Genomic DNA, 25,602 nt, shown 5'->3' on the forward strand with positions numbered 1-25,602 from the left:
ATGCGCGCCCGCGATCCGCCAGGCTCAGGGCTGCGGTTTTTCCACCACCACGCGGCGCGCGTCGCGGGCGATCACCTGCATCGGGAAGCCTTGCGCGGCCAGCTGGTCGTAGCGCTGCGCGGGCAGCAGCGCCAGCGCGTAGCGTTCGGCCTTCCAGCGCTGCTCCCATTCGGCGACGGTCGGCACCCATTTCTGCGGTTCCTCGGAGATGCCGAAGGCCAGTTCGTCGGTGACCTGGACCATCGTCATCGAGTGGCGCACGTAGAAGGGCAGCGTGTGATCGAGCACGCCGACCGAATAGAACGGCGTATCGGGCGGCATTTTGGCGATGGCCGCGCGCACGGCGGGCGCGAGCGGCGCGCCGGAACTCAGCGTGCCGAATACGTCGTGGCCCGTGCCGGCGATGGTCGCGAGCAGCAGCCACGCGGTGCCGAGCGCCACGGCGGGCGCGCGCGCGCCGGTTTCGGGCGTGTTCTTCGCGCGAGCGATGCGCAGGCCGATCATGGTCGCGACGAAGGCGGCGGCGGCGGCGGCGAACACCCAGACCTGGTACTCGCGGTAGAGCGCGTTGGGGTTGCGCGAGTCGCCGAGGCGCGTGAGTACGAACGAGCCCGCCATCAGCGCGACGGCCAGCAGCGCATAGCCGATCAGATGGCGATTCCACTGCTTTTTCGTCATCAGCGGCAGATAGAGGCCGATGACGAGCGCGAGCGGCGGAGCGATCGGCAGCGTGTACGAGATCAGCTTCGAATGCGACGCGCTGAAGAACAGGAAAATGAAGGCGCTCCAGACCAGCATCAGCGTGACCGGCGCGAAGCCGTTCGGCTGGCGCGGCGTGCGCAGCGCGTGGCGCACGCTCTGCACGCTCACGGAGAGCCACGGCAGGAAGCCGACCAGCATTACCGGCACGAAGTAATAGAACGGGCCGGGGCGGTTCTGCGCGGGCGTCAGATAGCGCTGGAACTGCTGGACGATGAAGAAGAAGTTGAAGAACTCGGGATTGCGTTCCTGCACCAGCACAAACCACGGCGATACGACCGCGAAGAACACGATCAGGCCGCTCACGAGGTAGAGGCGCTTCCAGAGCGCCCAGTCGCGCGAGATCAGCGTGTAGAGCACCAGCACGGCGCCCGGCAGGATCAGGCCGACGAGGCCCTTCGAGAGCACGGCGAGCGCCATCGCGCCCCAGCAGACCCACATCCACAGGCGCGCGGTGTTGCGCGGCAGATTGGGGCGCTGGGCGAGCAGCAGCGCGCAGAGCGTGAGTTCCATCCAGAACGACAGGGCCATGTCGAGCGTGTTGAAGTGGCCCATCAGGTTCCAGTACGGCGCGCAGGCGAGCACGACGGCGGCGAAGAAGCCGGTGGCGGCGTTGAACACGCGCGCGCCGGTGAAGCCGACCAGCAGCACGCCGGCGAAGCCGGTCAGCGCCGTGTAGAGGCGCGCCTGCCATTCGCCGATGCCGAACCACGCGAACGTCAGCGCGTTCATCCAGGTTTGCAGGGGCGGCTTCTCGAAATACTTGTAGCCGTTGTAGCGCGGCGTGATCCAGTCGCCGGTCGCGAGCATTTCGCGCGCCATTTCGGCATAGCGGCCTTCGTCGCTCGGCAGCAGATGGCGCCAGCCGAGCGGCAAGAACCAGATCACGGCGAGAGCGACGATCAGAAGCAGGATCGCGCTGCGGTTGAGCGGCAGCCGCGAGGGCGTATCGTTCATGGATTCCAGCCTGTTTTTGTCAACGTTGCAGTCGGTCGGGTGGCGGCGTGGATACGCGCCTCGCCCGCGCGGCGCGCAAGTGTACTACGGCACGGGGAGCGTACCTGAAGGCAAGCTTAAGGGGCGGGCACGAGGCCGCGCGATCGGGCGGCCGATCCGGGGCGCGATCGGACTTTAATCAGGTTGCGATCAGGCCCCGACCAGGCTTCAGTCAGGCTTCGATCAGCAGCGCGAGCGCCACGCGGCGGCCTTCGGCCATCAGGATGTTGTAGGTGCGGCAGGCGGCCTTGAAATCCATTGCCTCCACGCCGATGCGCTGGGCCGACAGCGGCGCGGTCAGGCGCGGATGCGGAAAGCGCAGGCGCTCGCCGCTGCCGAACACGACGACTTCGGGCTTGAGCGGCAGCAGCGCCGCAAAATGGTCGGGGGTGAGCGAGTCGAACGCATTCACCGGCCAGGGCTGGACCGGCGAGTCAGGCATGACGAGGATGCTGCCGTTATGACGCTCGAGATTGATCTCGACGTAATCGGCGCCATAACCGGTGACGGTGTTCAGGGCGCCGCTGGAGTCCTGGTGTAGTTTCAAAACGGAATTCCGGAAGGTCTCAGCGAAGGTCTTATTACGGACAGCGCGCGCCGGCGCAGGCACGGCGCGGACGAAGGACGCCGCGCGCTGCCGCTGCCCGTGGCCTGGCACGGCCCGTGACGGCGCTTTGCGCATTGCGGAAGTCGGTCAAAATCCGCTAAATTATAGCTTTTTAGCCGCCGCGGCGCGCCGTCGCCCCAGCGGGGTCCGGCCTGAACCGCTTCGAGCCCGTCAGTCCGAGCGCCACATCCGCGCCATTCGCCTGCGACATCCTGTCTGGATACACCCAGTGGACACACCCAGCCGGCGAACGCAGTCACAAGCTGCAACTGGCACGTTGCCCGAAGATGTCCGCAGTTTCCCGTGGTTAGCCGGAGTTGGCCCGTGCCGCAGCCACGCTCGCCCCTTGCCTCGACAGGCTCGCGGCCCGTGCGCCGTTCGGCCCGCTCTGTATAGTTCCCGGTATGCCGCGCCCGGCCAATGCCCGACTCGCCTATTTGGCCCCTTAAGACCGTTTCCCAGACCGAAAGCCCGCCGTGAAACCGATTCTCAAATCCAACAAGCTGCAGAACGTTTGCTACGACATCCGCGGGCCGGTGCTCGAGCATGCCAAGCGCCTCGAAGAAGAAGGCCATCGCATCATCAAGCTGAACATCGGCAATCTGGCGCCGTTCGGCTTCGACGCGCCGGACGAGGTCATTCAGGACATGATCCTGAACCTGCCGGGCTCCTCGGGCTATTCGGACTCGAAGGGCGTGTTCGCCGCGCGCAAGGCGATCATGCATTACGCGCAGCAAAAGGGCGTCAAGGGCGTCGAGCTCGACGACATCTACATCGGCAACGGCGCGTCCGAGCTGATCGTGATGGCCATGCAGGCGCTGCTGAACGACGGCGACGAAGTGCTGCTGCCCGCGCCCGACTATCCGCTCTGGACGGCGGCCGTGAGCCTGTCGGGCGGCACGCCCATTCACTACATCTGCGACGAATCGAACGCGTGGATGCCCGATCTCGACGACATCCGCGCGAAGATCACGCCGAACACGCGCGCGCTCGTCGTCATCAATCCGAACAACCCGACGGGCGCGCTGTATTCGGACGAGCTGCTGCAAGGCCTCGTGGCGATCGCGCGCGAGCACGGCCTGATCATCTTCGCCGACGAGGTCTACGACAAGATCATCTACGACGGCAAGACGCACACGGCGCTTGGCTCGCTCTCGGAAGACGTCATCACGGTCACGCTCAACAGCCTCTCGAAGAGCTACCGCGCGTGCGGCTACCGCGCGGGCTGGATGTTCCTCTCGGGCATGACGGGCGAAAACCGCCGCCGCTCGAAGGACTACACCGAAGGCCTCGGCATTCTCGCGTCGATGCGCCTGTGCGCGAACGTGCCGGGCCAGTACGCCATCCAGACGGCGCTCGGCGGCTACCAGAGCATCAACGAGCTGATCCAGCCGGGCGGCCGCCTGTATCGCCAGCGCGAACTCGCGTACAACATGCTCACGGCCATTCCGGGCGTGAGCTGCGTGAAGCCGGAAGCGGCGCTGTACATGTTCCCGCGTCTGGACCCGAAGCTTTATCCGATCCAGGACGACCAGCAGTTCATCCTCGATCTGCTGCTGCAGGAGCGCGTGCTGCTCGTGCAGGGGACGGGCTTCAACTGGAAGCAGCCGGATCACTTCCGCGTGGTGTTCCTGCCGAACGTCGACGACCTGACCGATTCGATCAACCGGATCGCGCGCTTCCTCGACGGCTATCGCCAGCGTCACGGCACCTGAGCGACGGCACCCGTCACGCAGACGCCACGAAAAACGCCACGCAAACGCATTTCCTTTTCACACACTTAGACGAACACACGCTGCATGGAACCGATCAAAGTAGGTCTCTTGGGCTTCGGCACGGTGGGCAGCGGCACCTTCACGGTACTGCGCCGCAACCAGGAAGAAATCAAACGCCGCGCGGGCCGCGGCATCGAGATCGCGCGCATTGCCGTGCGCAATCCGGCCAAGGCCACCGCGGCGCTCGGCAGCGAAGCCGGCAGCGTCGACCTGACGACCGACTTCAACGCCGTCGTCGACGATCCGTCGATTTCGATCATCGCCGAAATGATCGGTGGCACCGCGCTCGCCAAGGAGCTCGTGCTGCGCGCGATCGCCAACGGCAAGCACGTGGTCACGGCCAACAAGGCGCTGCTGGCGGTGCACGGCACGGAAATTTTCCAGGCAGCGCGCGCCAAGGGCGTGATGGTCGCGTTCGAAGCGGCGGTGGCGGGCGGCATCCCCATCATCAAGGCGCTGCGTGAAGGTCTGACGGCCAACCGCATCCAGTACATCGCGGGCATCATCAACGGCACGACGAACTACATCCTCTCGGAAATGCGCGAGCGCGGCCTCGACTTCGCGACCGCACTGAAGGGCGCGCAGGAACTGGGCTACGCGGAAGCCGACCCGACCTTCGACATCGAAGGCGTGGACGCCGCGCACAAGGCCACGATCATGAGCGCGATCGCGTTCGGCGTGCCAGTGCAGTTCGACAAGGCTTACGTGGAAGGCATCAGCAAGCTCGACGCCATCGACATCAAGTACGCGGAAGAACTCGGCTACCGCATCAAGCTGCTGGGCATCGCGCGCCGCACGGAGAAGGGCATCGAGCTGCGCACGCACCCGACGCTGATCCCGGCGAAGCGGCTGCTCGCGAACGTGGAAGGCCCGATGAACGCGGTGGTCGTGCACGGCGACGCGGTGGGCACCACGCTGTACTACGGCAAGGGCGCGGGCGCGGAGCCGACGGCTTCGGCGGTCGTGGCCGATCTCGTGGACGTGACGCGCCTGCATACGGCCGATCCCGAGCATCGCGTGCCGCATCTGGCGTTCCAGCCGGACAGCCTCTCGAACACGCCGATCCTGCCGATCGAGGAAGTCACGAGCGGTTACTACCTGCGCCTGCGCGTGGCCGACCAGACCGGCGTGATGGCCGACATCACGCGCATCCTGGCCGACAGCGGCATTTCGATCGACGCGCTGCTGCAGAAGGAGTCGGAAGAAGTGGACGCGCAGGGCAAGGCGGAGACCGACATCATCCTGATCACGCACGAGACGCTCGAAAAGAACGTCAACGCGGCGATCGCGCAGATCGAGAAGCTGGCGACCGTGAAGTCGTCGGTGACGAAGCTGCGCATGGAAGGACTGAACTAAGGTAAGGCAAGGACCAGCAATGAATTACGTATCCACGCGCGGCGCGGGCGCCGGCGAGCAGCATTCGTTCTCGGACATCCTGCTGGGCGGCCTCGCGCGCGACGGCGGCCTGTATCTGCCGGCGCAGTATCCGCAGATCGGCAAGGAAGAACTCGCGCGCTGGCGCGGTCTCTCGTACGCGGACCTCGCGTTCGAGATCCTCTCGAAGTTCAGCGACGACATTCCCGCCGACGATCTGCGCGACCTCACGCGCCGCACCTACACCGCGGCCACGTACTGCAACGTGCGCCACGGCGAGGACGCGAGCAAGATCACGCCGCTCACCACGCTCGGCGAGGAAAACGGCACGACGCTCTCGCTGCTCGAACTCTCGAACGGTCCGACGCTCGCGTTCAAGGACATGGCGATGCAGCTGCTCGGCAATCTGTTCGAGTACACGCTCGCCAAAGCCGGCCAGCAGCTGAACATTCTGGGCGCCACGTCGGGCGACACCGGCAGCGCCGCCGAATACGCGATGCGCGGCAAGAAGGGCGTGCGCGTGTTCATGCTCTCGCCGCACAAGAAGATGAGCGCGTTCCAGACCGCGCAGATGTTCAGCCTCCAGGATCCGAACATCTTCAACCTCGCGGTGGAAGGCGTGTTCGACGACTGCCAGGACATCGTCAAGGCGGTCTCGAACGATCACGCGTACAAGGCCGCGCACAAGATCGGCACGGTCAATTCGATCAACTGGGCGCGCGTCGTGGCGCAGGTCGTCTACTACTTCGCGGGCTATTTCGCCGCCACGAAGAGCAACGACGAGCGCGTGTCGTTCACGGTCCCTTCGGGCAACTTCGGCAACGTCTGCGCGGGTCACATCGCGCGCATGATGGGCCTGCCGATCGAAAAGCTCGTGGTCGCGACCAACGAGAACGACGTGCTCGACGAGTTCTTCCGCACCGGCGTCTATCGCGTGCGCGCGTCGGCCGAGACGTATCACACGACCAGCCCGAGCATGGACATCTCGAAGGCCTCGAACTTCGAGCGCTTCGTCTATGACCTGCTGGGCCGCGATCCGGCGCGCGTCGCGCAGCTGTTCCGCGACGTCGAGGAGAAGGGCGGTTTCGATCTCGCGGCGAGCGGCGACTTCGTGCGCGTGCAGCAGTTCGGCTTCGTGTCGGGCCGCAGCGGCCACGACGACCGTATCGCGACGATCCGCGACGTCTTCACGCGCTACAAGACGATGATCGACACGCACACGGCCGACGGCGTGAAGGTCGCGCGCGAGCACCTGCAACCGGGCGTGCCGATGATCGTGCTGGAAACGGCGCAGCCGGTGAAGTTCGGCGAGACGATCCGCGAAGCGCTCGATCGCGAAGCCGAGCGTCCGGCGGCGTTCGAAGGCCTGGAGGCGCTGCCGCAGCGTTTCGAAGTGGTGGCCGCCGACGCGAAGCAGGTGAAGGACTACATCACCGCGCACACGCAGGACTGATCGGTTCTGCCGCCGTACCCGCCGCGGGCGCGAGCCGCCCGCGGCGCGCAGTCCTCGACGCACACGGCGAATTCACGGCATAAGGGCACGCGGCGCAATGCCGCCTGCCCGCCGCTACAATAACGGCAGACCCACTGCCGAAGGCGTCGCGCGGAGCGCTCTGCAAGCACCGCGGATCGCGCCTCGTCCCGTACGCCCCAACATCCCGCCCATGTCCACGCCCCAAGCCCCGAATTCAGGCACCCGCGCCGCCACGAACGCCGCTACAGGCGCCCCGCGCCCGCCGATGATCTCGACCGCCGACGCGCTCGCGACCTTGCTCGCCGCCGCGCAGCCGCTCGCGCAAAGCGAAACGCTCTCGACCTTCGACGCGCTCAACCGCGTGCTGGCGGTCGAGGTGGTGTCGCCGCTCGACGTGCCGCCGATGAACACGAGCGCGATGGACGGCTACGCCGTGCGCGCGGCCGACCTGCATCAAGGCAGCCGCCGCTTGCCGGTCTCGCAGCGCATTCCGGCCGGTCACGCACCGCAGCCGCTCGCGGCGGGCACGGCGGCGCGCATCTTCACGGGCGCGACCGTGCCGCCGGGCGCGGACGCCGTGGTGATGCAGGAGCAGGCCGAAGCCGGCGACGGCGAAGTGACGATCCTGCACACGCCCAAGGCCGGCGAGTGGATCACGGCCCAGGGCGCGGACATCAAGAAGGATTCGGTGATCCTGCCCGTGGGCACGCGCCTGTCGCCCGCGGCGCTCGGGCTGGCGGCCTCGGTCGGCTGCTCGACGCTCACGGTCACGCGCCGCGTGAAGGTGGCGGTGTTCTTCACCGGCGACGAACTGACGATGCCCGGCGAGCCGCTCAAACCGGGTTCGATCTACAACTCGAACCGTTTCACGCTCACGGGCCTGCTGCGCAATCTGGGCTGCGACGTGACCGATTACGGCATCGTTCCCGATCAGCTCGACGCCACGCGCGCGACCTTGCGCGAAGCCGCCGCGCAGCACGATCTGATTCTGACCTCGGGTGGTGTGTCGGTGGGCGAGGAAGATCATGTGCGTCCGGCCGTAGAGGCGGAAGGCCATATCGGCATGTGGCAGATCGCCATGAAGCCGGGCAAGCCGCTCGCGTTCGGCGCGGTGCGGCGTGGCGCGAACGAAGCGGGGCAGGCGTTTTTCATCGGGCTGCCGGGCAATCCGGTGTCGAGCTTCGTGACCTTCCTGCTGTTCGTGCGCCCGTTCCTGCTGCGTCTCGCGGGTGTCGCGCACGTCAGCCCGCGCGCGTTGTCGCTGCGCGCCGATTTCACGCAGACCAAATCGGATCGCCGCAACGAGTTCCTGCGCGCGCGCGTGAATCCGGCGGGCGGCCTCGACCTGTTCTCGAATCAGAGTTCGGCGGTGCTGACTTCGACGGTCTGGGGCGACGGCATCATCGACAATCCGCCGAATCATGCGATCAGCGCCGGTGAAACCGTGCGCTTCATCCCCTTTACCGAATTGCTGTACTGAGCCTGAACCGATGAAAATCCAGCTGAAATTTTTTGCGAGCGTGCGTGAAGCACTGGGCGTCGCCGATGAAACGGTCACGCTGCCCGACAGCATCGTCACGGTCGGCGATGTGCGCGGCTGGCTGCGCGCACGCGGCGGCGTCTGGGCGGAAACGCTGGCGGAAGGCCGTTCGCTGCGTATGGCGTGCAACCACGTCATGACCGACCCGCGCACGCGCATTACCGAAGGCTGCGAAGTCGCGTTTTTCCCGCCCGTCACCGGCGGCTGAATCCCTCACGACGATCAAGGAGAGCAGTCATGCCCGTGCGGGTTCAGACCGGGGATTTCGACCTGACGACGGAAGTCGCGCAACTGCGCGCCAACAATCCGTCGATTGGCGCGGTGGCGTGCTTTGTCGGCACCGTGCGCGACCTGAACGACGGCAGCGCGGTCGCGGGGATGGAGCTCGAGCACTATCCGGGGATGACGGAGAAGGCGCTGGAGAACATCGTCGAGGCGGCGCGCACGCGTTGGCCGGGCATCGAGGTGCTGATCGTGCATCGGGTCGGCCAGCTCGCGCCGCTCGACCAGATCGTGCTGGTCGCGACGACGTCGAAGCATCGCGGCGATGCGTTCGCGTCTTGCGAGTTCGTGATGGATTACCTGAAAAGCGAAGCGCCGTTCTGGAAGAAGGAAGCGACCGAGCACGGCGCGCGCTGGGTCGATGCGCGCGAAAGCGACGACGCGGCGCTGGCGCGTTGGGGGATCGAGTCGGGGAATGCGGCGGTCAAGCCGGATTAAACACGCATGCGTGCGTATTCTATCGATTGTTCCTAGAATATCAGAATAACAAGCGCAACCGTGGATCGTACGGAATAATTCCTGAAATATGAGAATAATCGGCTCGCCGTGTGGGCTGAGTCGATTTATTCCTTAAATGCGAGAACTATTCGCCAAAACTGGCGTCCAACGGAATAATTCTGATATTCTCGGAATTATGGCCGCATCAAGCGGCTGATTCCGAGAATCTGGACATTCTGGACGCGCCCGCCATGCCCCGCACCTTGCCTCGACCGATTGAACGCCCGGACCCGCTGGCGCAGGACATGGCCGCGCTCGGCCTGCTCGTGCGCAATCGCCGCGCACAAAGCGAACTGCGTATCGACGATGCCGCGCAAATGCTCGGCGTCTCCAAGGACGTGCTGTCGCGGCTCGAAAACGGTCGCTCGGTCAGTCTCGACAAGGTGTTTCTGATTCTCAACGGGCTCGGGCTCAGCCTGCTGGTCCTGCCGCGCAGCGAAGCCAGCATGGCAGTGCGCAAGCTGATGCCGCCCGGCGCGCAGGAGACGCCCTGATGGCCGCCCATACGCTGCGCGTCACAACCGGCGATGCGCCGGTCGGCACGTTGAGCTTCGAATCGCGCGAGGAGCGCTACGGTTTCGACTACGACGCGGCCTGGCGCCAGCGCGACGACGCCTTTCCGCTCTCGCCGCACATCCCGCTCTCGGGCGCGGTCGCGGCGCCGGGCGCGGTCCAGCGTTTCCTGCAAAACCTGCTGCCGGAAGGCCGCGCGCTCGACGTCGCATCGATCGTCAATCAGATCTCGAAGGAGAACGTTTTCGGGCTCGTGCGCGTGCTCGGCAAGGAACCCGTCGGCGCGCTGAGCTTCGCGCCGCCCTCGGACCTGCCCGGCGCTCCGGTCGAGCCCGCGCCGCCGCTGCGCAGACCGATTTCGACGGAAGAACTGAGTCAGCGGATTCGCGAACGCGATCTCGTCGATTTCCCGGTCTGGGACGGCAAGGTGCGGCTCTCGGTCGCCGGCTATCAGGACAAGCTGCAGGTGCTGGCAGAAGGCGCGCGCCTCGCGCTCGCGGACGGCGCGCTCAGTTCGACGCATATCCTCAAGCCCGAGTCGCGCAATGCCGTGACGCCGCACATGGTCGCCAACGAGCACTTCTGCATGACGCTGGCGGCGCGTCTGGGGCTCAAGGTTGCGCCGGTCGAGATTCGCCGTATCCCCGAGCCGATTCTGCTGATCGAGCGTTTCGATCGCGCTGTAAGCATCGATCCCGCCGATGGCGAGACTGTGACCGCGGTGCGCCGGCGGCATGTGATCGACGGCTGTCAGGCGCTGGATCTGCCCGTGTCGTTCAAATACGAGCGCAATTTCGGCAATGTCGCCGACGTGCGCAATATCCGCGAAGGCGTGAGTTTCGAGAAGCTGTTCGCGCTGGAGCCGTATTTCGACAATCCGCTGTCGACGCGCACGTTTCTCGTGCGCTGGGCGCTGCTGCACGTGCTGATCGGCAATAGCGACGCGCATGGCAAGAACATCTCGTTTTTCATGCGCGCGTCGAATCTGGAGCCCGCGCCGCTGTACGACCTCGTTTCGGTGAACGCCTACGGCGAGCACGTCGAGCAGGACATGGCGATGGCCTATGGCGACGTATTCCGGCTACAGGAGCTCACGCCGTACGCGCTAGCGGATTTCGCCCAGCGCACGCGCACGCAGCCGCGTTTTCTGGAGCGCGAGATCGTGCGGATGGCGCGGCAGGCGAGTGCGCTTGCGCCGGAACTGGCGCGCGCCGAGGTTTATGTGGGCGAGGAACGGGCGCTGGTGGACGCGGTGGCGCGCTTTGTCGTCGCGCAGAGCGAGAGGCTGTTGAAGCTGGCGCCCGAAGTGCCGAAAGTCGATCGCAGCCTGTTTTGAAGCTGGGATGCGATGCCTGGCCGCCGTTATGCGCATAAAACGGGGCAGATCGCGCTGACTTGCGTGATGAATCGCAACTAACAGCCAGAATCAGCCGACGACGCCAGACGCAGGCGTCGCTCAGTTCGCGCGATCGGCTTCGTCCGCGTCCATCGAACGGCCGACGATGCGCGTCGGAAACGGCTCGCCAGGCGGGCGCGTGGGCAGGTCGTGATCGTGTCCGTGGCCTGCGGGACGGCGGCGCGGCGCGACCGCATCGAGCAAGGCTTGCTGTTCGGGCGGAATCTGGTAGTCCCAGCCGAACTTGCTCAATTGCAGGCTCTGCGCGATTCGCAGCGCGGGCTCCATGAACTGGAGCGCGGCGGCAGGCTCGTAGCGCGCCTGCACGGTATCGAGAAACAGATGGAGCCAGCGGCTGAAATGACGCGGCTCGACGCCTTCCACGGGACTGTGGGCCTGCTGCACGTTGCCGCGGTAGGTTTTCGTGCCGAGCACAAGGCTCGACCAGAAGCGCACCATCTTCGGCAGATGGTCGTCCCAGCGCCCGGCCAGCATGCCGTCGAAGACCGGACCGAGCAGCGCGTCCGCGCGCACGCGGTCATAGAACGCGTAGACGAGTTCGCGGATGTTGTCTTCGGTCGGCTCGGCGTAGGGGGCGGGGCGTGCGTCGGTCATGATGGGCTTGTTGCGGATGTACAAATGCCACGGCACGTTCCGATGTGGCTGGAAATGCCGGAAAATGCCTGGAAATACGAAGCGTCATGATACCCAGACAGCGCAAAACCTGCATGGGCGCTGCATGTTATCTTAGACGCATTAGCGTCACGATTGACCTGACTCATTTTTTAACGATCGCCATGAGACTGACCGATTACACCGACTACTCGCTGCGCGTGATGCTGTATCTCGCGCTGCGCCGCGACGGCCTGGCGACGATCCAGGAAATCTCCGACGCCTATGGCATCTCGAAGAACCATCTGATGAAGGTCGTGCAGCGGCTGGGCGAACTCGGCTGGGTCGACACCCTGCGCGGCCGTAACGGCGGCCTGCGGCTCGCGGCGGATTCGCTGTCGCTGAGCGTCGGCACCGTGGTGCGCCACACCGAGAGCGATTTCGCGCTGGTCGGCTGTTTTCCCGACGAACACGGCGAGCGCCGCGGCTGCGTCATCGAACCGCAGTGCCGCCTCAAGCATGCGCTGGCGGCCGCGCGCGACGCCTTCCTCGCCGAACTCGATCGCCACACCATCGGCGAACTGGCGCAACCGGAGCATGAACTGAGCGGCGCGCTCGGCCTCGCGCCCGTCAACTTCATCCCGCGCGCAAAGGCGACGAGCGCCACGCGCTGACTTCGCCCGATCTCGCGACGCTCCTCACGGCGCGCTTCGATCCGACGAATCCACCGGCTTCACCGTCATCCGCCCTGCGGACGGCGATCTGCGCATCCAGCGCACCCTCATATTAAAAATCGGAAAAAATGACGGCCTGTGCGCTTGAAACCGGCTCAATGACCCTTAAATCTGGTGACAGTCAAGATTACTGGAGGTCTCGTTTCAAATGAGAATCGACAAGCTCACCACCAAGTTTCAGGAAGCACTCGCCGACGCACAAAGCCTGGCCGTCGGCCGCGACAATCAATACATCGAACCGGTCCATCTGCTGGCGGCGCTCGTCGCGCAACAGGACGGTTCCGCGCGCTCGCTGATGTCGCGGGCCGGCGTGCAGGTTCAGGCGCTGCAAAACGCGCTCAACGACGCCATCAACCGCTTGCCGCAGGTGCAGGGCACCGACGGCAACGTGCAGGTCGGGCGCGAGCTCACGGGTCTGCTCAATCAGGCCGACAAGGAAGCGCAGAAGCTCAACGACACTTATATCGCGAGCGAAATGTTCCTGCTCGCCGTCGCCGACGACAAGGGCGACGCGGGCCAGATCGCGCGCAAGAACGGCCTCTCGCGCAAGGCGCTCGAAGCCGCGATCGTCGCGGTGCGCGGCGGCGCGCAGGTGCATAGCCAGGACGCCGAAAGCCAGCGCGAGGCGCTCAAGAAGTACACGGTCGACCTGACCGAGCGCGCGCGCGCCGGCAAGCTCGATCCCGTGATCGGCCGCGACGACGAAATCCGCCGCTCGATCCAGATCCTGCAACGCCGCACCAAGAACAATCCGGTGCTGATTGGCGAGCCCGGCGTGGGCAAGACGGCCATCGTCGAAGGTCTCGCGCAGCGCATCGTCAACGGCGAAGTGCCGGAAACGCTCAAGGGCAAGCGCGTGCTCTCGCTCGACATGGCCGCGCTGCTGGCGGGCGCGAAGTATCGCGGCGAGTTCGAGGAACGCCTGAAGTCGGTGCTCAACGACATCGCCAAGGACGAAGGCCAGACCATCGTCTTCATCGACGAAATTCACACGATGGTCGGCGCGGGCAAGGCCGAAGGCGCGATGGACGCGGGCAACATGCTCAAGCCGGCGCTCTCGCGCGGCGAGCTGCATTGCATCGGCGCGACCACGCTCGACGAATATCGCAAGTACATCGAGAAGGACGCCGCGCTCGAACGCCGCTTCCAGAAGGTGCTCGTCGACGAACCGTCGGTGGAAGCGACCATCGCGATTCTGCGCGGTCTGCAGGAGAAATATGAACTGCACCACGGCGTGGAAATCACCGACCCGGCGATCGTCGCGGCGGCGGAACTGTCGCATCGCTACATCACCGACCGTTTCCTGCCGGACAAGGCGATCGACCTGATCGACGAAGCGGCGTCGAAGATCAAGATGGAAATCGATTCGAAGCCCGAAGAGATGGACAAGCTCGATCGTCGTCTGATCCAGCTGAAGATCGAGCGCGAAGCCGTCAAGAAGGAAAAGGACGAAGCGTCGCAGAAGCGTCTGCAGCTGATCGAAGAGGAAATCGATCGCCTGAGCCTCGAATATAAGGACCTCGAAGAGATCTGGACCGCCGAGAAGGCCGCGGTGCAGGGCAGCGCGCAGATCAAGGAAGACATCGACAAGGTGCGTGCCGAGATCACGAAGTTCCAGCGCGAAGGCAAGCTCGAGAAGGTCGCGGAATTGCAGTACGGCAAGCTGCCGCAACTCGAAGCGCAGCTCAAGCAGGTCGCGCAGGCCGAGGCCACCGAGCAGAACAGCCCGAAGCGTCATCGTCTGCTGCGCACGCAGGTGGGCGCCGAGGAAATCGCGGAAGTCGTGTCGCGTTCGACCGGCATTCCGGTCTCGCGCATGATGCAGGGCGAGCGCGAAAAGCTGCTCTTGATCGAAGACAAGCTGCATGAGCGCGTGGTTGGCCAGGACGAGGCGATCAACGCGGTGTCGGATGCGATCCGCCGTTCGCGTGCCGGTCTCGCGGACCCGAACAAGCCGTACGGCTCGTTCCTGTTCCTCGGGCCGACGGGCGTGGGCAAGACCGAGCTGTGCAAGGCGCTCGCGGGTTTCCTGTTCGATTCGGAGGATCACCTCATCCGCATCGACATGAGCGAGTTCATGGAGAAGCACAGCGTCGCGCGTCTGATCGGCGCGCCGCCGGGCTACGTCGGTTACGAGGAAGGCGGTTATCTGACCGAGGCCGTGCGCCGCAAGCCGTATAGCGTGATCCTGCTCGACGAAGTCGAGAAGGCGCATCCGGACGTGTTCAACGTGCTGTTGCAGGTGCTCGACGACGGCCGCATGACCGATGGCCAGGGCCGCACCGTCGACTTCAAGAACACGGTGATCGTGATGACCTCGAACCTCGGTTCGCACCTCATCCAGTCGATGCACGGCGAGCCGCAGGAAGCGGTCAAGGAAGCGGTCTGGAACGAAGTGAAGCTGCAGTTCCGCCCCGAGTTCCTGAACCGGATCGACGAAGTCGTCGTGTTCCATGCGCTCGGCAAGGACAACATCGAGTCGATCGCGAAGATCCAGTTGCAGCGCCTGCGCGAGCGTCTGGAAAAGCTCGACATGGAACTCGTCGTGTCGGACGAAGCGCTCGGCAAGATCGCGGATGTCGGCTACGACCCGCTGTTCGGTGCGCGGCCGCTCAAGCGCGCGATCCAGCAGGAGATCGAAAACCCGGTCGCCAAGCTGATCCTCGCGGGCAAGTTCGGACCGAAGGACGTGATTCCGGTCGACGTCCAGGACGGCAAGCTGGTGTTCGAGCGCGTCGTTCATTAAGCGCTCTCAGTTCGCTGATGCACCGCTGGCGCGACGGTAATCTGTCGCGCTTCAAACAAAAAGGGCTCCCCGATTCGGGGAGCCCTTTTTTCATGGGCGTCGCAAAAGTACGCACCGGCGCGCGCGAGGCGCGCCTCGCGTCAGCGTATCAAGCCTGCTTGTTGCCGCCGCCGAACAGCGAGGCGAGGCCGCCGAGCGTGCCGAGCACGCTTTCGGTGTTGATCTGGCCGCCCTGCGGCACTTCGCCGTTCGGCGTGCCCGCGTTCACGACGTGCGGCAGCACCTGGGCGAGCAGGCCGCTGACCTGTTCGGGCTGCATGCCGACCTTCTGCGCGAGACCCGAGACGACGTCCGAGCCGAGCACGTTGTGCAGCTGATCGGGCGAAACGGACTGGTTCTCGCCGTTGCTGACCCACGACTGCACGACGTCGCCGAGACCGCCTTGCTGGAACTTCTGGATGAGGCCGTTCAGGCCGCCCGGCTGATTGTTGACGAATTCCATCGCGAGCGCGAGGAGTTGAGTTTGGCCGCCGCCTTGTTGCTGTTGCGACGAACCGAGCAGGGAACCGAGGGTATCGAGCAGGCTCATGACGATCTCACTAATGATGGCCGCGACGGGGGACGCGGCCGGAAAATCGGACGGCGCGCACGAGGCGCGCCGCGGGGATGGCAGAAAGTGCCGGAAAGCGGGCGCGCGACCTCAAGCGCCCGAGGCGGCCGCGTCGGACGCGGCCTTGCTCTTCTTCGACTTCTTGCTCTTCTTTGCTTTGGTATCCGAAGCGGCGGCCGGCGCGGTGGCGGCGGGCGCGGCGGAACCCGCCTGCGCGGCGCTCGCGGCGGCGGCTTCCTTGTCCTTCTTGCTCTTGCGTTTGGACTTGCCGGCCTTGGCGTCCGAGGCGGCCGGCGCGGTCGTGGCCGTGGTGGCGGGCGCCGCTGACGTCGGGGCCGTGGTCATCGGATTCGGCGCGGTGCCGGCCGTGGCGGCGGGCGCCGCCGTGGTCGCCGCCTTGCTGCTCTTCGACGACGCTGCCGGCTTGCCCGCCGGCGGCGCCGACGAACCGTTGATCGTCAGACCGGCGGCTTCGAGATTCTGCACCGACTTCGGACCGATGCCCTTCACGCGCGTGGCGAGGTCGTCCGCATCCTTGAACGGGCCGTTTTTGCTACGTTCGTCGAGGATCGCCTTGGCGTGGACGGGGCCGATGCCCTTGACCGATTCGAGCGCCGCCTGATCGGCGGTATTGACTTCGACAGCCGCGGCCAACGCGGCGGACAGCGACAGACCGAGTGCGAGGAACAGCATCAGCAGCTTCTTCAGCATGGCAATCACTCCATTGAGGGCAATTCGAATTCGGTTAGCCGGGAACGGACGACGCATCCAGTCGGTGGGCGCTGCGCTATCAGGATAGGACAGTTCGCGCCTGCGTGGACGGGAAGCGGACGATTTATACCGAGCGTTGCGTGGCAAGACAATCGCGCCGCACAATATTTAATACTTCTGTGCATTGCGCGCACAGGCCGATCGCGGCGGGCGCAACGAGCACGCGTGCGCCATGACGGTGCGCGCGCGCGAAAACTGCCGCTGGAACGGCGGAACAGCCGCACGCGCCGACGCTCAAGCGCGATGCGGCCCGACGATGCCGTGCTTCGCGATCCGTCGATAGAGCGTCGCGCGCGAGATGCCGAGCGCGGCGGCGGCGGCGTCGGGACGCCAGCGGTGGGCGGTGAGGGCGGCGAGGATGCGGGCGCGTTCGGCGCTGTCGTGATGGCCCGTCGCGCGTTCGGCGCGCGTCGACGCGCGGTCGCCCTCGCGCGAGGCCATGGCGCCCCCACGCGCTGAATCAGGCAATTGCGCGGCGAGATCGGCGCTCAAATGCCGCGCCTCCACTCGCACGGTGTCGCAGACGGCGCATGCGTAGCGCATGGCGTTGCGCAACTGGCGCAGATTGCCGGGCCACGCATAGGCGGCGAGTTGCGCGGCCAGCGCGGCGTCGAGGCCGAGCGGGCGGCCCGCGGCCTGCGCTTCTTCGGCGAACACCGTGTCGATCAGCATGCCGATGTCGCGCCGTTCGCGCAGCGGCGGCAGCGTGAGCACCGCGCCGCTCAGGCGGTAGTAGAGATCGTCGCGAAACGCGCCCGCCGCGGCCATCTGCGTGAGATCGCGGTGCGTCGCGCAGATCACGTCGAGATCGACGCGCACCGGCGTCTCGCCGCCGAGCGGCAGCACTTCGCCTTCGGCGAGCACGCGCAGCAGGCGCGTCTGCAGCGCGAGCGGCATATCGCCGATTTCGTCGAGAAAGAGCGTGCCGCCGTCGGCGAGCGCGATCTTGCCGCGCGCGCCGTGACGCCGCGCGCCCGTGAACGCGCCGGGCGCGTAACCGAACAGCTCGCTCTCGATCAGCGACTCGGGCAGCGCGCCGCAATTCACCGCGACGAACGGCCGGTTGCGGCGCGGCCCGGCATCGTGGATCGCGCGCGCGAATACTTCCTTGCCCGCGCCGGTTTCGCCGAGCAGCAGAATCGGCAGCCGCTTGCCGACGACGCGCTGTGCGATGCGCGCGTTGTCGGCCACGCGCGCGTCGGCGCTGCGCAGGAACGGGCCGAGCGCGCTGCGGTCGTGCGCCTCCTCGGCGCGGGTTTGGGGCGCATCGCGCACGTCGCGCAGCGGCACCGCGCCATGCACGCCCGGCGACGGCACCCGTCCGAGCGGCGCGCGAATCCGCGCGTAAAGCATCGCGCCGCTCGCCCGCAGGCGCAGCGCCGCGATGGCCTCGATGCGGCCGATATCGCGCAACTGCACGTGCGACGAATCGAAAATCTCGTCGATATGGCGCGGACCTTCGAGGCCCGGAATGATTTCGCGCGCGCGCCGGTTCGCGGCGACCACGTTGCCGTTTTCGTCGAAGGCGATCAGTAGTTCGGGCTGCGCCTCGACGTAATTGCGGCTCTGGTGGCCGAACAGAATCCAGCACGACGCGGTGCGATGCAGGAAATAGCCGTCCTCGATGAGCGTCGCGCTCTGGCGCACGAGCTGATTGACGATGCGCTGGCTCTCGCGGCCATCGGGCGACTGCACGGCGGAAGCGTCGAGCACGCCGATCAGCTCGCCGCCGGGCGCAAAGATCGGCGCGGCGCTGCAGGTGAGCGTGGTGAACGCGGCGCGGAAATGATCGGTCTTGTGCACGGTGATCGGCGCGAGATCGGCCAGCACGCTCGCGATGCCGCACGTGCCTTCCTCGCTCTCCGACCAGCACGAACCGATATGCAGGCCCGCGTGCTTGAAGTCGTTGCGGCGCTCGCGGTCGATGCGGTAGTCGATCGTCACGCCATGCGCGTCGGTGAGCATCACGCAATAGTCAGCGTCGCGCACGACGTCGTGCAGGCGCGTGAGGCACTGGCCCGAGGCGCGCAGAAAAGACTCCTCGCGATCGCGGATTTCGCGCAGTTCGGCGGCGCTCAGCACGCGCGGGCCGATCACCGAGCCGGGATCGAGCTGATAGCGCTCGAACGAGCGCTGCCACGACGACGCGAGCCGCGCCGAGCCCGAAGGCGCGGGCAGGCGTCCTTCGACGGCGTCGCGCACGCGCGCGGCGTGGCGGGTGGGAGCGAGGGCGTAGGGCATGGCGGTTCCAGTCGAATCCAGACCACTCCAGGCGGGAACCTTTTGTAGCACATCCCGCGCGCGCAATCACACCGCAGCGCAGCAAGCGAGATGGCTGAGACGATCGTCTCAGTGTGTCGCGAGACGCGCATGCGGGCCTGCACAACGGCGGGTCGGGTGCGTCGTGCGGGGCGCGGCGCGATTGCGTCCGCGCGTTTCGCTGCAGTGCACTTCGCCCCCGCGCTCAACGCAGGCCGTGTTGAGACGCCGTCGCGCCACGCGACGCTGATCGCGGCGCGCTTGCGAATCGGCCGCAAAGCCCTGTCGCAGCGGCATTCCGTCTGCGTGAACGCGCGGCGCGCACGCATTGGCACAACGCTTGCAGAGTCTGCGGACAAACATGACGCACAAACGCGACGCGCAAACGCAATCGGCAAGCGTCGCCGACACAATCGGTCCGCCCTTGCGCGGATCAGGAGACAAAGCCCGTGACGACGCCCGTGACCGTAGGCGTGATCGCGAACCCGGCTTCGGGACGCGACATCCGCCGCCTCACCACGCATGCTTCCGTATTTCCGACGGCCGAGAAAGCCAACATGGTCGTGCGACTGCTCGCGGGACTGGGCGCATTCGGCGTCGATCGCGTGATCACCTTGCGCGACAAGACCGGCGTCGCCGCGCTGGTGCTGCGCGCGCTCGAAACGCATGCGGCGGTGGCGCGGCACGAGCGCTGGCCGACCGTCGATTTCATCGATCTGCCGATCAGCGACAGCGCCGCCGACACGCACGCGGGCGTCGCTCACATGGTGCGCGAACGGGTCGCGCTGATCGCCGTGCTGGGCGGCGATGGCACGCATCGCGCGGTCGCGGCGCATAGCGGCGACACGCCCTTGCTCGCGCTCTCCACCGGCACCAATAACGCGTTCCCCGAACTGCGCGAGGCCACCGTCGCGGGCCTTGCCGGCGCGCTCGTGGCCACCGGCGCGGTGCCCGCCGAGGCCGCGCTCGCGCGCAACAAGCGGCTGGTCGCGCGCTGCGTCGAAGGACCGGCGCTGGGCCGCGAGGAAATCGCACTGGTCGATGTTTGCGTATCGCGGCAACCGTTCGTTGGCGCGCGGGCGATTTCGGATAGTTCGGATATCGAATCATTATTTCTGGCCTTCGCGCCGCCCGACGGCATCGGGCTCGCGTCGATCGGCGGCGCGTGGGCGCCGGTCGGACGAGACGCGGCGCACGGTCTGCACATGACGTTCGGCGATGCCGACGCCGGCGGCGAAGGCGTGCCGATACTCGCGCCGATCGCGCCGGGCCGCATCGAACGGCTCAACATGCGCACGTGCCAGCGGCTCGAAGTCGGCATGCCGATGCCGCTCGATGCGGGCCACGGCACGCTCGCCTTCGACGGCGAGCGCGAGATCGAACCGTCGCGCGGCGACCGCTACGAAGTGGCGCTCGATTGGGGCGGCCCTTTGACCGTCGATGTCGCGCGCACCTTGCGTTACGCGGCCTCGCATCAGTTGCTGCGCGCGGCGGCCACGCGTGCATGAGGACGCAGGTCCGCGCTTGTGTGCGCAGGTGTACGCATGCCGGCGCGTTTGAAGGTTTTTCTCGCCAACCCCTTAAAAACAGGAGACATCAGCATGGACGAACCCCTCAAAGGCCAGGTCGCGGTCGTCACTGGCGGCGCGCGCGGTATCGGACGCGGCATAGCGCTCACGCTCGCGCGTGCGGGCGCCGATGTCTTGCTCGCCGATCTGCTCGACGAAGCGCTCGCACAGACCGCGAAGGAGGTGCAGGAACTCGGCCGCCGCGTGCTTACCTGCAAGGTCGACGTCACGCAGGCCGCGCAGATCGACGGGATGATCGCGCGGGCGATTTCGGAACTCGGCGGCCTCGACATTCTCGTGAACTGCGCGGGCGTGATTTCGATTCATCCGGTCGCCGAGCTATCGGAGCGCGACTGGGACTTCGTCATGGACGTGAACGCAAAGGGCACGTTTCTCGGCTGCAAGGCGGCGCTGCCGCATTTTCTGATGCAAAAGCGCGGTCGCATCATCAACGTCGCGTCGATCGCGGGCAAGGAAGGCTTTCCGAATCTCGCGCACTACAGCGCCTCGAAGTTCGCGGTGGTCGGCTTCACGAACGCGCTCGCGAAGGAAGTCGCGCGCGAGGGCATCACGGTCAACGCGATCTGTCCGGGCATCGTGCGCACCTACATGTGGGACCGGCTCTCCGACGAATGGAAGAACGAAGGCGAGAGCGTCGAGCAATCGTGGCAGCGCCATCAGCTTGCGCTGATTCCGCAAGGCCGCGCGCAAACGCCGGAGGACATGGGGCGGCTCGCCCTGTTCTTCGCGACGATGGACAACGTCACCGGCCAGTCGGTGAACGTCGATGGAGGCTTCACGTTTCATTGAAGGCAACGCAGAAACGACTCAGGCACGACTCATTGTGTTTCATCAGGAGACAACCATGTCGAATCAGTTGAACAAGGAGCAGTTGCTCACGGCGTATCGCTCGATGCGCACGATCCGTGAATTCGAGGAGCGTCTGCACGTCGAGTTCGCGACCGGCGAGATTCCGGGCTTCGTGCATCTCTATGCGGGCGAGGAGGCGTCGGCGGTCGGCGTCATGAGCCACCTGAACGACGCCGATTACGTGGCCACCACGCACCGCGGTCACGGCCATTGCATCGCCAAGGGCGTGGACGTGCGCGAGATGATGGCCGAGATCTACGGGCGCGAAACCGGTTCGTGTCGCGGCAAGGGCGGCTCGATGCATATCGCCGATCTTTCAAAGGGCATGCTGGGCGCGAACGGCATCGTCGGGGCGGGCGGGCCGCTTACATGCGGCGCGGCGCTCGCGGCGAAGCAGAAGAAAACCGGCGGCGTGGGCGTGTGCTTTTTCGGCGATGGCGCGTCGAATCAAGGCGTGATCTTCGAGTCGATGAATCTCGCTTCGGTGTGGCGTCTGCCGGTGATTTTCGTCGCCGAAAACAACGGTTACGCGGAAGCGACGTCATCGACATGGTCGGTGGCCGCGGACAATATCGCCGATCGCGCCAACGGCTTCGGCATGCCTGGTGTGATCGTCGACGGATTCGACTTCTTCGCCGTTTATGAAGCGCTCGGCGAAGCCATCGCGCGGGCGCGCAACGGCGGCGGCCCGACGCTCGTCGAAATGAAACTGTCGCGCTATTTCGGCCATTTCGAAGGCGATGCGCAGACCTATCGCGCGCCCGGCGAAGTGCAGAAGCTGCGCGAGGAAAAGGATTGCCTCAAGCGTTTCGAGGAGCGCGTGGTGCGCGCGGAACTCGCCAGCACCGACGACCTGCGCAAAGTCGATACGGAAGTGAAGGCGCTGATCGACGACGCGGTGGCCAAGGCGAAGGCCGCGCCGCTGCCTGCGCCCGAAGCGCTGCTGACCGATGTGTACGTGTCCTATCCCTGAGCGCCTGCTGCGCCGGGAACGATGATTAGTCAGGATTCCAGATCAAGGAGACAAAAATGGCACGGAAAATCACCTACTCGCAGGCGATCAACGAAGCGCTTGCACAAGAAATGACACGCGACGAAAGCGTGATCGTGATGGGCGAGGACAACGCGGGCGGCGCGGGTGCGCCCGGCGAGCAGGACGCATGGGGCGGCGTGCTCGGCGTGACGAAAGGGCTGTACGGCAAGTTTCCGGGCCGCGTGCTCGATACGCCGCTGTCGGAAGGCGGGTTTATCGGCACGGCGGTGGGCGCGGCCGCGTGCGGCTTGCGGCCGGTGGCGGAGCTGATGTTCATCGACTTCATGGGCGTGTGCTTCGACCAGATTTTCAATCAGGCGGCCAAGTTCCGCTATATGTTCGGCGGCAAGGCGGTCACGCCCGTCGTGATTCGCACAATGTGCGGCGCGGGTCTGCGCGCGGCCGCGCAGCACTCGCAGATGCTCACGTCGCTGTTCACGCATATTCCGGGGCTCAAGGTCGTGTGCCCGGCCACGCCGTATGACGCGAAGGGGCTCATGATCGCCGCGATCCGCGACAACGATCCGGTGATTTTCTGCGAGCACAAGCTGCTCTACACGATGGAAGGCGACGTGCCCGAGGAGTCGTATTCGATTCCGTTCGGCGAGGCCAATATCGTGCGCGATGGCGACGACGTGACGATCGTCACTTACGGGCGCATGGTGCATTACGCGCTCGACGCGGCGCAGAAGCTCGCGAAAGACGGCATCGAAGCCGACGTGATCGATCTGCGCACGACCTCGCCGCTCGACGAGGACACGATCCTCGAAAGCGTGAGCCGCACGGGTCGCGTGGTGGTGGTGGACGAAGCGAATCCGCGCTGCTCGATGGCCACGGACATCGCCGCGCTGGTCGCGCAGAAAGCGTTTCACGACCTGAAAGCGCCGGTCGGCATGGTCACCGCGCCGCATACGCCGGTGCCGTTCGCGGCCTCGCTCGAAGACATTTACATCCCCTCGGCGGATCAGATCGCCGCCGCCGCGCGTGCCGCAAGGAGCTGAAGTCATGCCGATTCACATGATCACGATGCCCAAATGGGGCTTGTCGATGGAGCAGGGCCAGGTGAACGGCTGGCTCAAATCGCCCGGCGACAAAGTCTCGAAGGGCGACGAACTGCTCGACGTCGAATCCGACAAGATCGCCTCGGGCGTCGAGTGCGCGTTCGACGGCATCTTGCGACGACAGATTGCGCAGGAGGGCGATACGCTGCCGGTGGGCGCGTTGCTCGGCGTCGTTGCCGATCAGGAAACATCGGACGCCGAAATCGATGCGGCCGTCGCCGAATTTCAGCGCGACTTCGTGCCTGCCAAAGCGGGCGACGCCGACGCGGGCCCCCAGCCGGAGAAGGCGCAGATCGGTGGTCGCACGGTGCGCTGGCTGAAGCTGGGCGAGGGCGACGGCACACCCGTGGTGCTGATCCACGGTTTCGGCGGCGATCTCAACAACTGGCTGTTCAATCACGCCGATCTCGCGACGGGACGCACCGTGTGGGCGCTCGATCTGCCGGGGCATGGCGAGTCGGGCAAGGCGGTCGAAAGCGGCGCGCTCGACGAACTCGCGCAGAGCGTGATCGATTTTCTCGACACGCAGAAGATCGAGCGCGCGCATCTGGTCGGGCATTCGCTGGGCGGCGCGGTGGCGATGGCCGTGGCCGAGCGCGCGCCCACGCGCGTCGCGTCGCTCTCGCTGATCGCGAGCGCGGGTCTCGGCGACGAAATCGATGGTGCGTATATCGAGGGCTTCGCGAGCGCAACGAACCGCAACGCGCTCAAGCCGCACGTGACGAAGCTGTTCGCCGATCCGGCGCTCGTCACGCGTCAGCTCGTCGAGGACCTTGTGAAGTACAAGCGGCTCGAAGGCGTGCAGGACGCGCTCGCGAAGATCGCGTCGCAGAGTTTTGCGGGCGGCGCGCAGCGGCGTGTGTTCCGCGACCGGCTCTCGACGCTCGCGCCCAAAGTGCTGGTGATCTGGGGCGACGCCGATCAGATCATTCCGGCGCGCCACGCGCAGGGACTCGCGCCCACGGTGCAGGTCGAGGTGATCGCGGGCAAGGGGCATATGGTGCAGATGGAAGCCGCCGCCGAGATCAACCGGCTGCTCAAGGCTTTTTTCGACGCGGGAGGCTGAGATGGAGCCCGTCGCGTCCGACACGCCGCGCGCCGGCGACACCGCGCTCGGCCAGCACGGCTTGCGCAGCCGCGAGAAGCTCGCGCGCATTCCCGTCAAGATCGTGCCGATGGGCGAGGGCGCGGCGTTGCCCAAGCCGCCCTGGCTGCGCGCGCGCCCGATGATGAGCACGACGGTCGCCGACGTGGCGGCCGTGCTGCGCGAGCATCGGCTGCATTCGGTGTGCGAGGAGGCGATGTGCCCGAACATCGGCGAGTGCTTCGCGCAGCGCACGGCCACGTTCATGATCATGGGCGGGCTGTGCACGCGGCGCTGTCCATTCTGCGACGTCGCGCACGGGCGGCCGGCGCCGCTCGATGAGGATGAACCCGCGCATCTCGCGTCGGCGGTCGCGGCGCTCGGCTTGCGGCATGTGGTGATCACGTCGGTCGATCGCGACGATCTGCGCGACGGCGGCGCGGCGCATTTCGCGCGCTGCGTCGCGCGGGTGCGCGAGCGCGTGCCGGGCATTGGCGTCGAGGTGCTGACGCCGGATTTTCGCGGACGCATCGAGCGCGCGCTCGATGCGCTTTCGGCGGCGTGGCCCGATGTGTTCAATCACAACATCGAGACGGTGCCGTCGCTGTATCGCGCGGCGCGTCCGGGCGCGGATTATCGCGGCTCGCTGCGACTGCTGGCGCGCGCGAAGGCCGCGAGTGGCGCGGGTGGGGCGCTCGTCACGAAGTCGGGGCTGATGGTCGGGCTCGGCGAAACCGATGCGCAATTGCTCGAAACCATGCGCGATCTGCGCGAGCACGACGTGGAGGTGCTGACGATCGGGCAGTATCTGGCGCCGTCGCGGTTTCATTTGCCGGTGCGGCGTTACGTGCATCCGGACGAATTCGCGGCGCTGCGCGAGGCGGGCCTGGCGATGGGCTTTCGCGAGGTGGTGGCGGGGCCACTGGTGCGGTCGTCGTATCACGCCGCGCAGACGGTGGAGGCGGCGCGCGGGGTGGCGTGATGTCGACGAGTTACGCAACTAACTGACAAGTGTGCGCGATTCTGCAACTCGGGGCGGT

At 66.1% G+C, this 25,602-nt stretch carries 22 protein-coding genes; 16 read left to right on the forward strand and 6 right to left on the reverse strand.

From position 1 onward, the window contains the following. Positions 1–24: 24 nt before the first annotated feature. Together SB764_RS30790 and SB764_RS30795 are read right to left on the reverse strand one after the other, a co-directional pair. On the reverse strand, positions 25–1,716 hold the full coding sequence (locus tag SB764_RS30790) for a glycosyltransferase family 39 protein (protein WP_110328105.1): 1,692 nt from the start codon (positions 1,714–1,716) through the stop codon (positions 25–27). A gap of 211 nt (positions 1,717–1,927) precedes the next feature. After that, positions 1,928–2,302 carry an Mth938-like domain-containing protein gene (locus tag SB764_RS30795; protein ID WP_065060070.1) on the reverse strand — a complete coding sequence of 125 codons (375 nt, stop codon included), beginning with the start codon at positions 2,300–2,302 and terminating at the stop codon, positions 1,928–1,930. Positions 2,303–2,838: 536 nt separating this feature from the next. Here SB764_RS30795 and SB764_RS30800 point away from each other — a divergent pair. The 8 genes from SB764_RS30800 (at position 2,839) to SB764_RS30835 (ending at position 11,154) form a co-directional block, all read left to right on the forward strand. Continuing rightward, the gene (locus SB764_RS30800) at positions 2,839–4,077 is read left to right on the forward strand and encodes a pyridoxal phosphate-dependent aminotransferase (protein ID WP_065060069.1); all 1,239 of its coding nucleotides are present in this window, start codon (positions 2,839–2,841) and stop codon (positions 4,075–4,077) included. 84 nt (positions 4,078–4,161) lie between these two features. After that, positions 4,162–5,493, forward strand: a complete 1,332-nt coding sequence (locus SB764_RS30805) for a homoserine dehydrogenase (protein WP_110328106.1) — start codon at positions 4,162–4,164, stop codon at positions 5,491–5,493. Positions 5,494–5,512: 19 nt separating this feature from the next. Further along, positions 5,513–6,964, forward strand: coding sequence for a threonine synthase (thrC, locus tag SB764_RS30810; protein WP_065060067.1), 1,452 nt, complete (start codon positions 5,513–5,515; stop codon positions 6,962–6,964). A gap of 286 nt (positions 6,965–7,250) precedes the next feature. Then, a complete protein-coding gene (gene glp, locus SB764_RS30815; RefSeq protein ID WP_410865904.1) occupies positions 7,251–8,465 on the forward strand; it encodes a gephyrin-like molybdotransferase Glp in 1,215 nt (404 codons plus the stop codon). Positions 8,466–8,475: 10 nt separating this feature from the next. Continuing rightward, positions 8,476–8,733 (forward strand): molybdopterin converting factor subunit 1, encoded by a 258-nt coding sequence (gene moaD / locus SB764_RS30820; protein WP_074984234.1) that lies wholly within the window; start codon positions 8,476–8,478, stop codon positions 8,731–8,733. 29 nt (positions 8,734–8,762) lie between these two features. Continuing rightward, complete coding sequence (locus SB764_RS30825) at positions 8,763–9,245, forward strand: molybdenum cofactor biosynthesis protein MoaE (protein WP_065060064.1); 483 nt, start codon at positions 8,763–8,765, stop codon at positions 9,243–9,245. A 251-nt stretch (positions 9,246–9,496) separates the two neighbouring features. Continuing rightward, positions 9,497–9,799 carry a helix-turn-helix domain-containing protein gene (locus SB764_RS30830; RefSeq protein ID WP_065060063.1) on the forward strand — a complete coding sequence of 101 codons (303 nt, stop codon included), beginning with the start codon at positions 9,497–9,499 and terminating at the stop codon, positions 9,797–9,799. Then, positions 9,799–11,154: a HipA domain-containing protein gene (locus SB764_RS30835; protein ID WP_322007855.1), complete on the forward strand. Its 1,356-nt coding sequence runs from the start codon at positions 9,799–9,801 to the stop codon at positions 11,152–11,154. The genes SB764_RS30830 and SB764_RS30835 overlap by 1 nt, the downstream gene beginning before the upstream one ends. A 120-nt stretch (positions 11,155–11,274) precedes the next feature. Here SB764_RS30835 and SB764_RS30840 read toward each other — a convergent pair whose 3' ends face one another. Beyond that, the gene (locus tag SB764_RS30840) at positions 11,275–11,829 is read right to left on the reverse strand and encodes a group III truncated hemoglobin (RefSeq protein ID WP_410865905.1); all 555 of its coding nucleotides are present in this window, start codon (positions 11,827–11,829) and stop codon (positions 11,275–11,277) included. A 182-nt stretch (positions 11,830–12,011) separates the two neighbouring features. Here SB764_RS30840 and SB764_RS30845 point away from each other — a divergent pair, with 182 nt between their 5' ends. Further along, a complete protein-coding gene (locus SB764_RS30845; RefSeq protein WP_124261025.1) occupies positions 12,012–12,500 on the forward strand; it encodes an Rrf2 family transcriptional regulator in 489 nt (162 codons plus the stop codon). A 208-nt stretch (positions 12,501–12,708) separates the two neighbouring features. Then, a complete protein-coding gene (clpB, locus tag SB764_RS30850) occupies positions 12,709–15,306 on the forward strand; it encodes an ATP-dependent chaperone ClpB (protein WP_065060060.1) in 2,598 nt (865 codons plus the stop codon). A 148-nt stretch (positions 15,307–15,454) separates the two neighbouring features. On the opposite strand, the gene SB764_RS30855 is transcribed toward clpB, so the two are convergent. The 3 genes from SB764_RS30855 to SB764_RS30865 form a co-directional block, all read right to left on the reverse strand. After that, positions 15,455–15,979 carry a YidB family protein gene (locus SB764_RS30855; protein WP_373681641.1) on the reverse strand — a complete coding sequence of 175 codons (525 nt, stop codon included), beginning with the start codon at positions 15,977–15,979 and terminating at the stop codon, positions 15,455–15,457. 27 nt (positions 15,980–16,006) lie between these two features. Continuing rightward, positions 16,007–16,627 (reverse strand): ComEA family DNA-binding protein, encoded by a 621-nt coding sequence (locus SB764_RS30860; RefSeq protein ID WP_065060058.1) that lies wholly within the window; start codon positions 16,625–16,627, stop codon positions 16,007–16,009. 294 nt (positions 16,628–16,921) lie between these two features. Further along, positions 16,922–18,928 (reverse strand): sigma-54-dependent Fis family transcriptional regulator, encoded by a 2,007-nt coding sequence (locus SB764_RS30865; protein WP_074984229.1) that lies wholly within the window; start codon positions 18,926–18,928, stop codon positions 16,922–16,924. 467 nt (positions 18,929–19,395) lie between these two features. Here SB764_RS30865 and SB764_RS30870 point away from each other — a divergent pair, with 467 nt between their 5' ends. From SB764_RS30870 to lipA, 6 genes are all read left to right on the forward strand, one after another. Continuing rightward, complete coding sequence (locus SB764_RS30870; RefSeq protein ID WP_183038137.1) at positions 19,396–20,454, forward strand: ATP-NAD kinase family protein; 1,059 nt, start codon at positions 19,396–19,398, stop codon at positions 20,452–20,454. Positions 20,455–20,547: 93 nt separating this feature from the next. After that, positions 20,548–21,324, forward strand: coding sequence for an SDR family NAD(P)-dependent oxidoreductase (locus tag SB764_RS30875; RefSeq protein ID WP_065060054.1), 777 nt, complete (start codon positions 20,548–20,550; stop codon positions 21,322–21,324). A 55-nt stretch (positions 21,325–21,379) separates the two neighbouring features. Next, positions 21,380–22,357: a thiamine pyrophosphate-dependent dehydrogenase E1 component subunit alpha gene (locus SB764_RS30880; RefSeq protein WP_065060053.1), complete on the forward strand. Its 978-nt coding sequence runs from the start codon at positions 21,380–21,382 to the stop codon at positions 22,355–22,357. Between the two features lie 56 nt (positions 22,358–22,413). Continuing rightward, positions 22,414–23,418, forward strand: coding sequence for an alpha-ketoacid dehydrogenase subunit beta (locus SB764_RS30885; protein WP_065060052.1), 1,005 nt, complete (start codon positions 22,414–22,416; stop codon positions 23,416–23,418). Positions 23,419–23,422: 4 nt separating this feature from the next. Beyond that, on the forward strand, positions 23,423–24,544 hold the full coding sequence (locus SB764_RS30890; RefSeq protein WP_110328112.1) for an acetoin dehydrogenase dihydrolipoyllysine-residue acetyltransferase subunit: 1,122 nt from the start codon (positions 23,423–23,425) through the stop codon (positions 24,542–24,544). Position 24,545: 1 nt separating this feature from the next. Next, positions 24,546–25,544 (forward strand): lipoyl synthase, encoded by a 999-nt coding sequence (gene lipA / locus SB764_RS30895; protein WP_410865906.1) that lies wholly within the window; start codon positions 24,546–24,548, stop codon positions 25,542–25,544. The last annotated feature ends 58 nt before the right edge of the window (positions 25,545–25,602 follow it).

The organism is Paraburkholderia sp. SIMBA_027 (genome assembly GCF_046535315.1).
Classification (GTDB): Bacteria; Pseudomonadota; Gammaproteobacteria; order Burkholderiales; family Burkholderiaceae; genus Paraburkholderia; species Paraburkholderia tropica.

Coding starts and splice junctions, on each gene's coding strand:
- thrC (WP_065060067.1), top strand. CDS start 5,513: ATGAATTACGTATCCACGCGCGGCGCGGGCGCCGGCGAGCAGCATTCG.
- SB764_RS30890 (WP_110328112.1), top strand. CDS start 23,423: ATGCCGATTCACATGATCACGATGCCCAAATGGGGCTTGTCGATGGAG.
- SB764_RS30880 (WP_065060053.1), top strand. CDS start 21,380: ATGTCGAATCAGTTGAACAAGGAGCAGTTGCTCACGGCGTATCGCTCG.
- SB764_RS30835 (WP_322007855.1), top strand. CDS start 9,799: ATGGCCGCCCATACGCTGCGCGTCACAACCGGCGATGCGCCGGTCGGC.
- SB764_RS30875 (WP_065060054.1), top strand. CDS start 20,548: ATGGACGAACCCCTCAAAGGCCAGGTCGCGGTCGTCACTGGCGGCGCG.
- lipA (WP_410865906.1), top strand. CDS start 24,546: ATGGAGCCCGTCGCGTCCGACACGCCGCGCGCCGGCGACACCGCGCTC.
- SB764_RS30805 (WP_110328106.1), top strand. CDS start 4,162: ATGGAACCGATCAAAGTAGGTCTCTTGGGCTTCGGCACGGTGGGCAGC.
- moaD (WP_074984234.1), top strand. CDS start 8,476: ATGAAAATCCAGCTGAAATTTTTTGCGAGCGTGCGTGAAGCACTGGGC.
- SB764_RS30860 (WP_065060058.1), bottom strand. CDS start 16,627: ATGCTGAAGAAGCTGCTGATGCTGTTCCTCGCACTCGGTCTGTCGCTG.
- SB764_RS30825 (WP_065060064.1), top strand. CDS start 8,763: ATGCCCGTGCGGGTTCAGACCGGGGATTTCGACCTGACGACGGAAGTC.
- SB764_RS30790 (WP_110328105.1), bottom strand. CDS start 1,716: ATGAACGATACGCCCTCGCGGCTGCCGCTCAACCGCAGCGCGATCCTG.
- SB764_RS30845 (WP_124261025.1), top strand. CDS start 12,012: ATGAGACTGACCGATTACACCGACTACTCGCTGCGCGTGATGCTGTAT.
- clpB (WP_065060060.1), top strand. CDS start 12,709: ATGAGAATCGACAAGCTCACCACCAAGTTTCAGGAAGCACTCGCCGAC.
- SB764_RS30885 (WP_065060052.1), top strand. CDS start 22,414: ATGGCACGGAAAATCACCTACTCGCAGGCGATCAACGAAGCGCTTGCA.
- SB764_RS30865 (WP_074984229.1), bottom strand. CDS start 18,928: ATGCCCTACGCCCTCGCTCCCACCCGCCACGCCGCGCGCGTGCGCGAC.
- SB764_RS30830 (WP_065060063.1), top strand. CDS start 9,497: ATGCCCCGCACCTTGCCTCGACCGATTGAACGCCCGGACCCGCTGGCG.
- SB764_RS30840 (WP_410865905.1), bottom strand. CDS start 11,829: ATGACCGACGCACGCCCCGCCCCCTACGCCGAGCCGACCGAAGACAAC.
- glp (WP_410865904.1), top strand. CDS start 7,251: ATGATCTCGACCGCCGACGCGCTCGCGACCTTGCTCGCCGCCGCGCAG.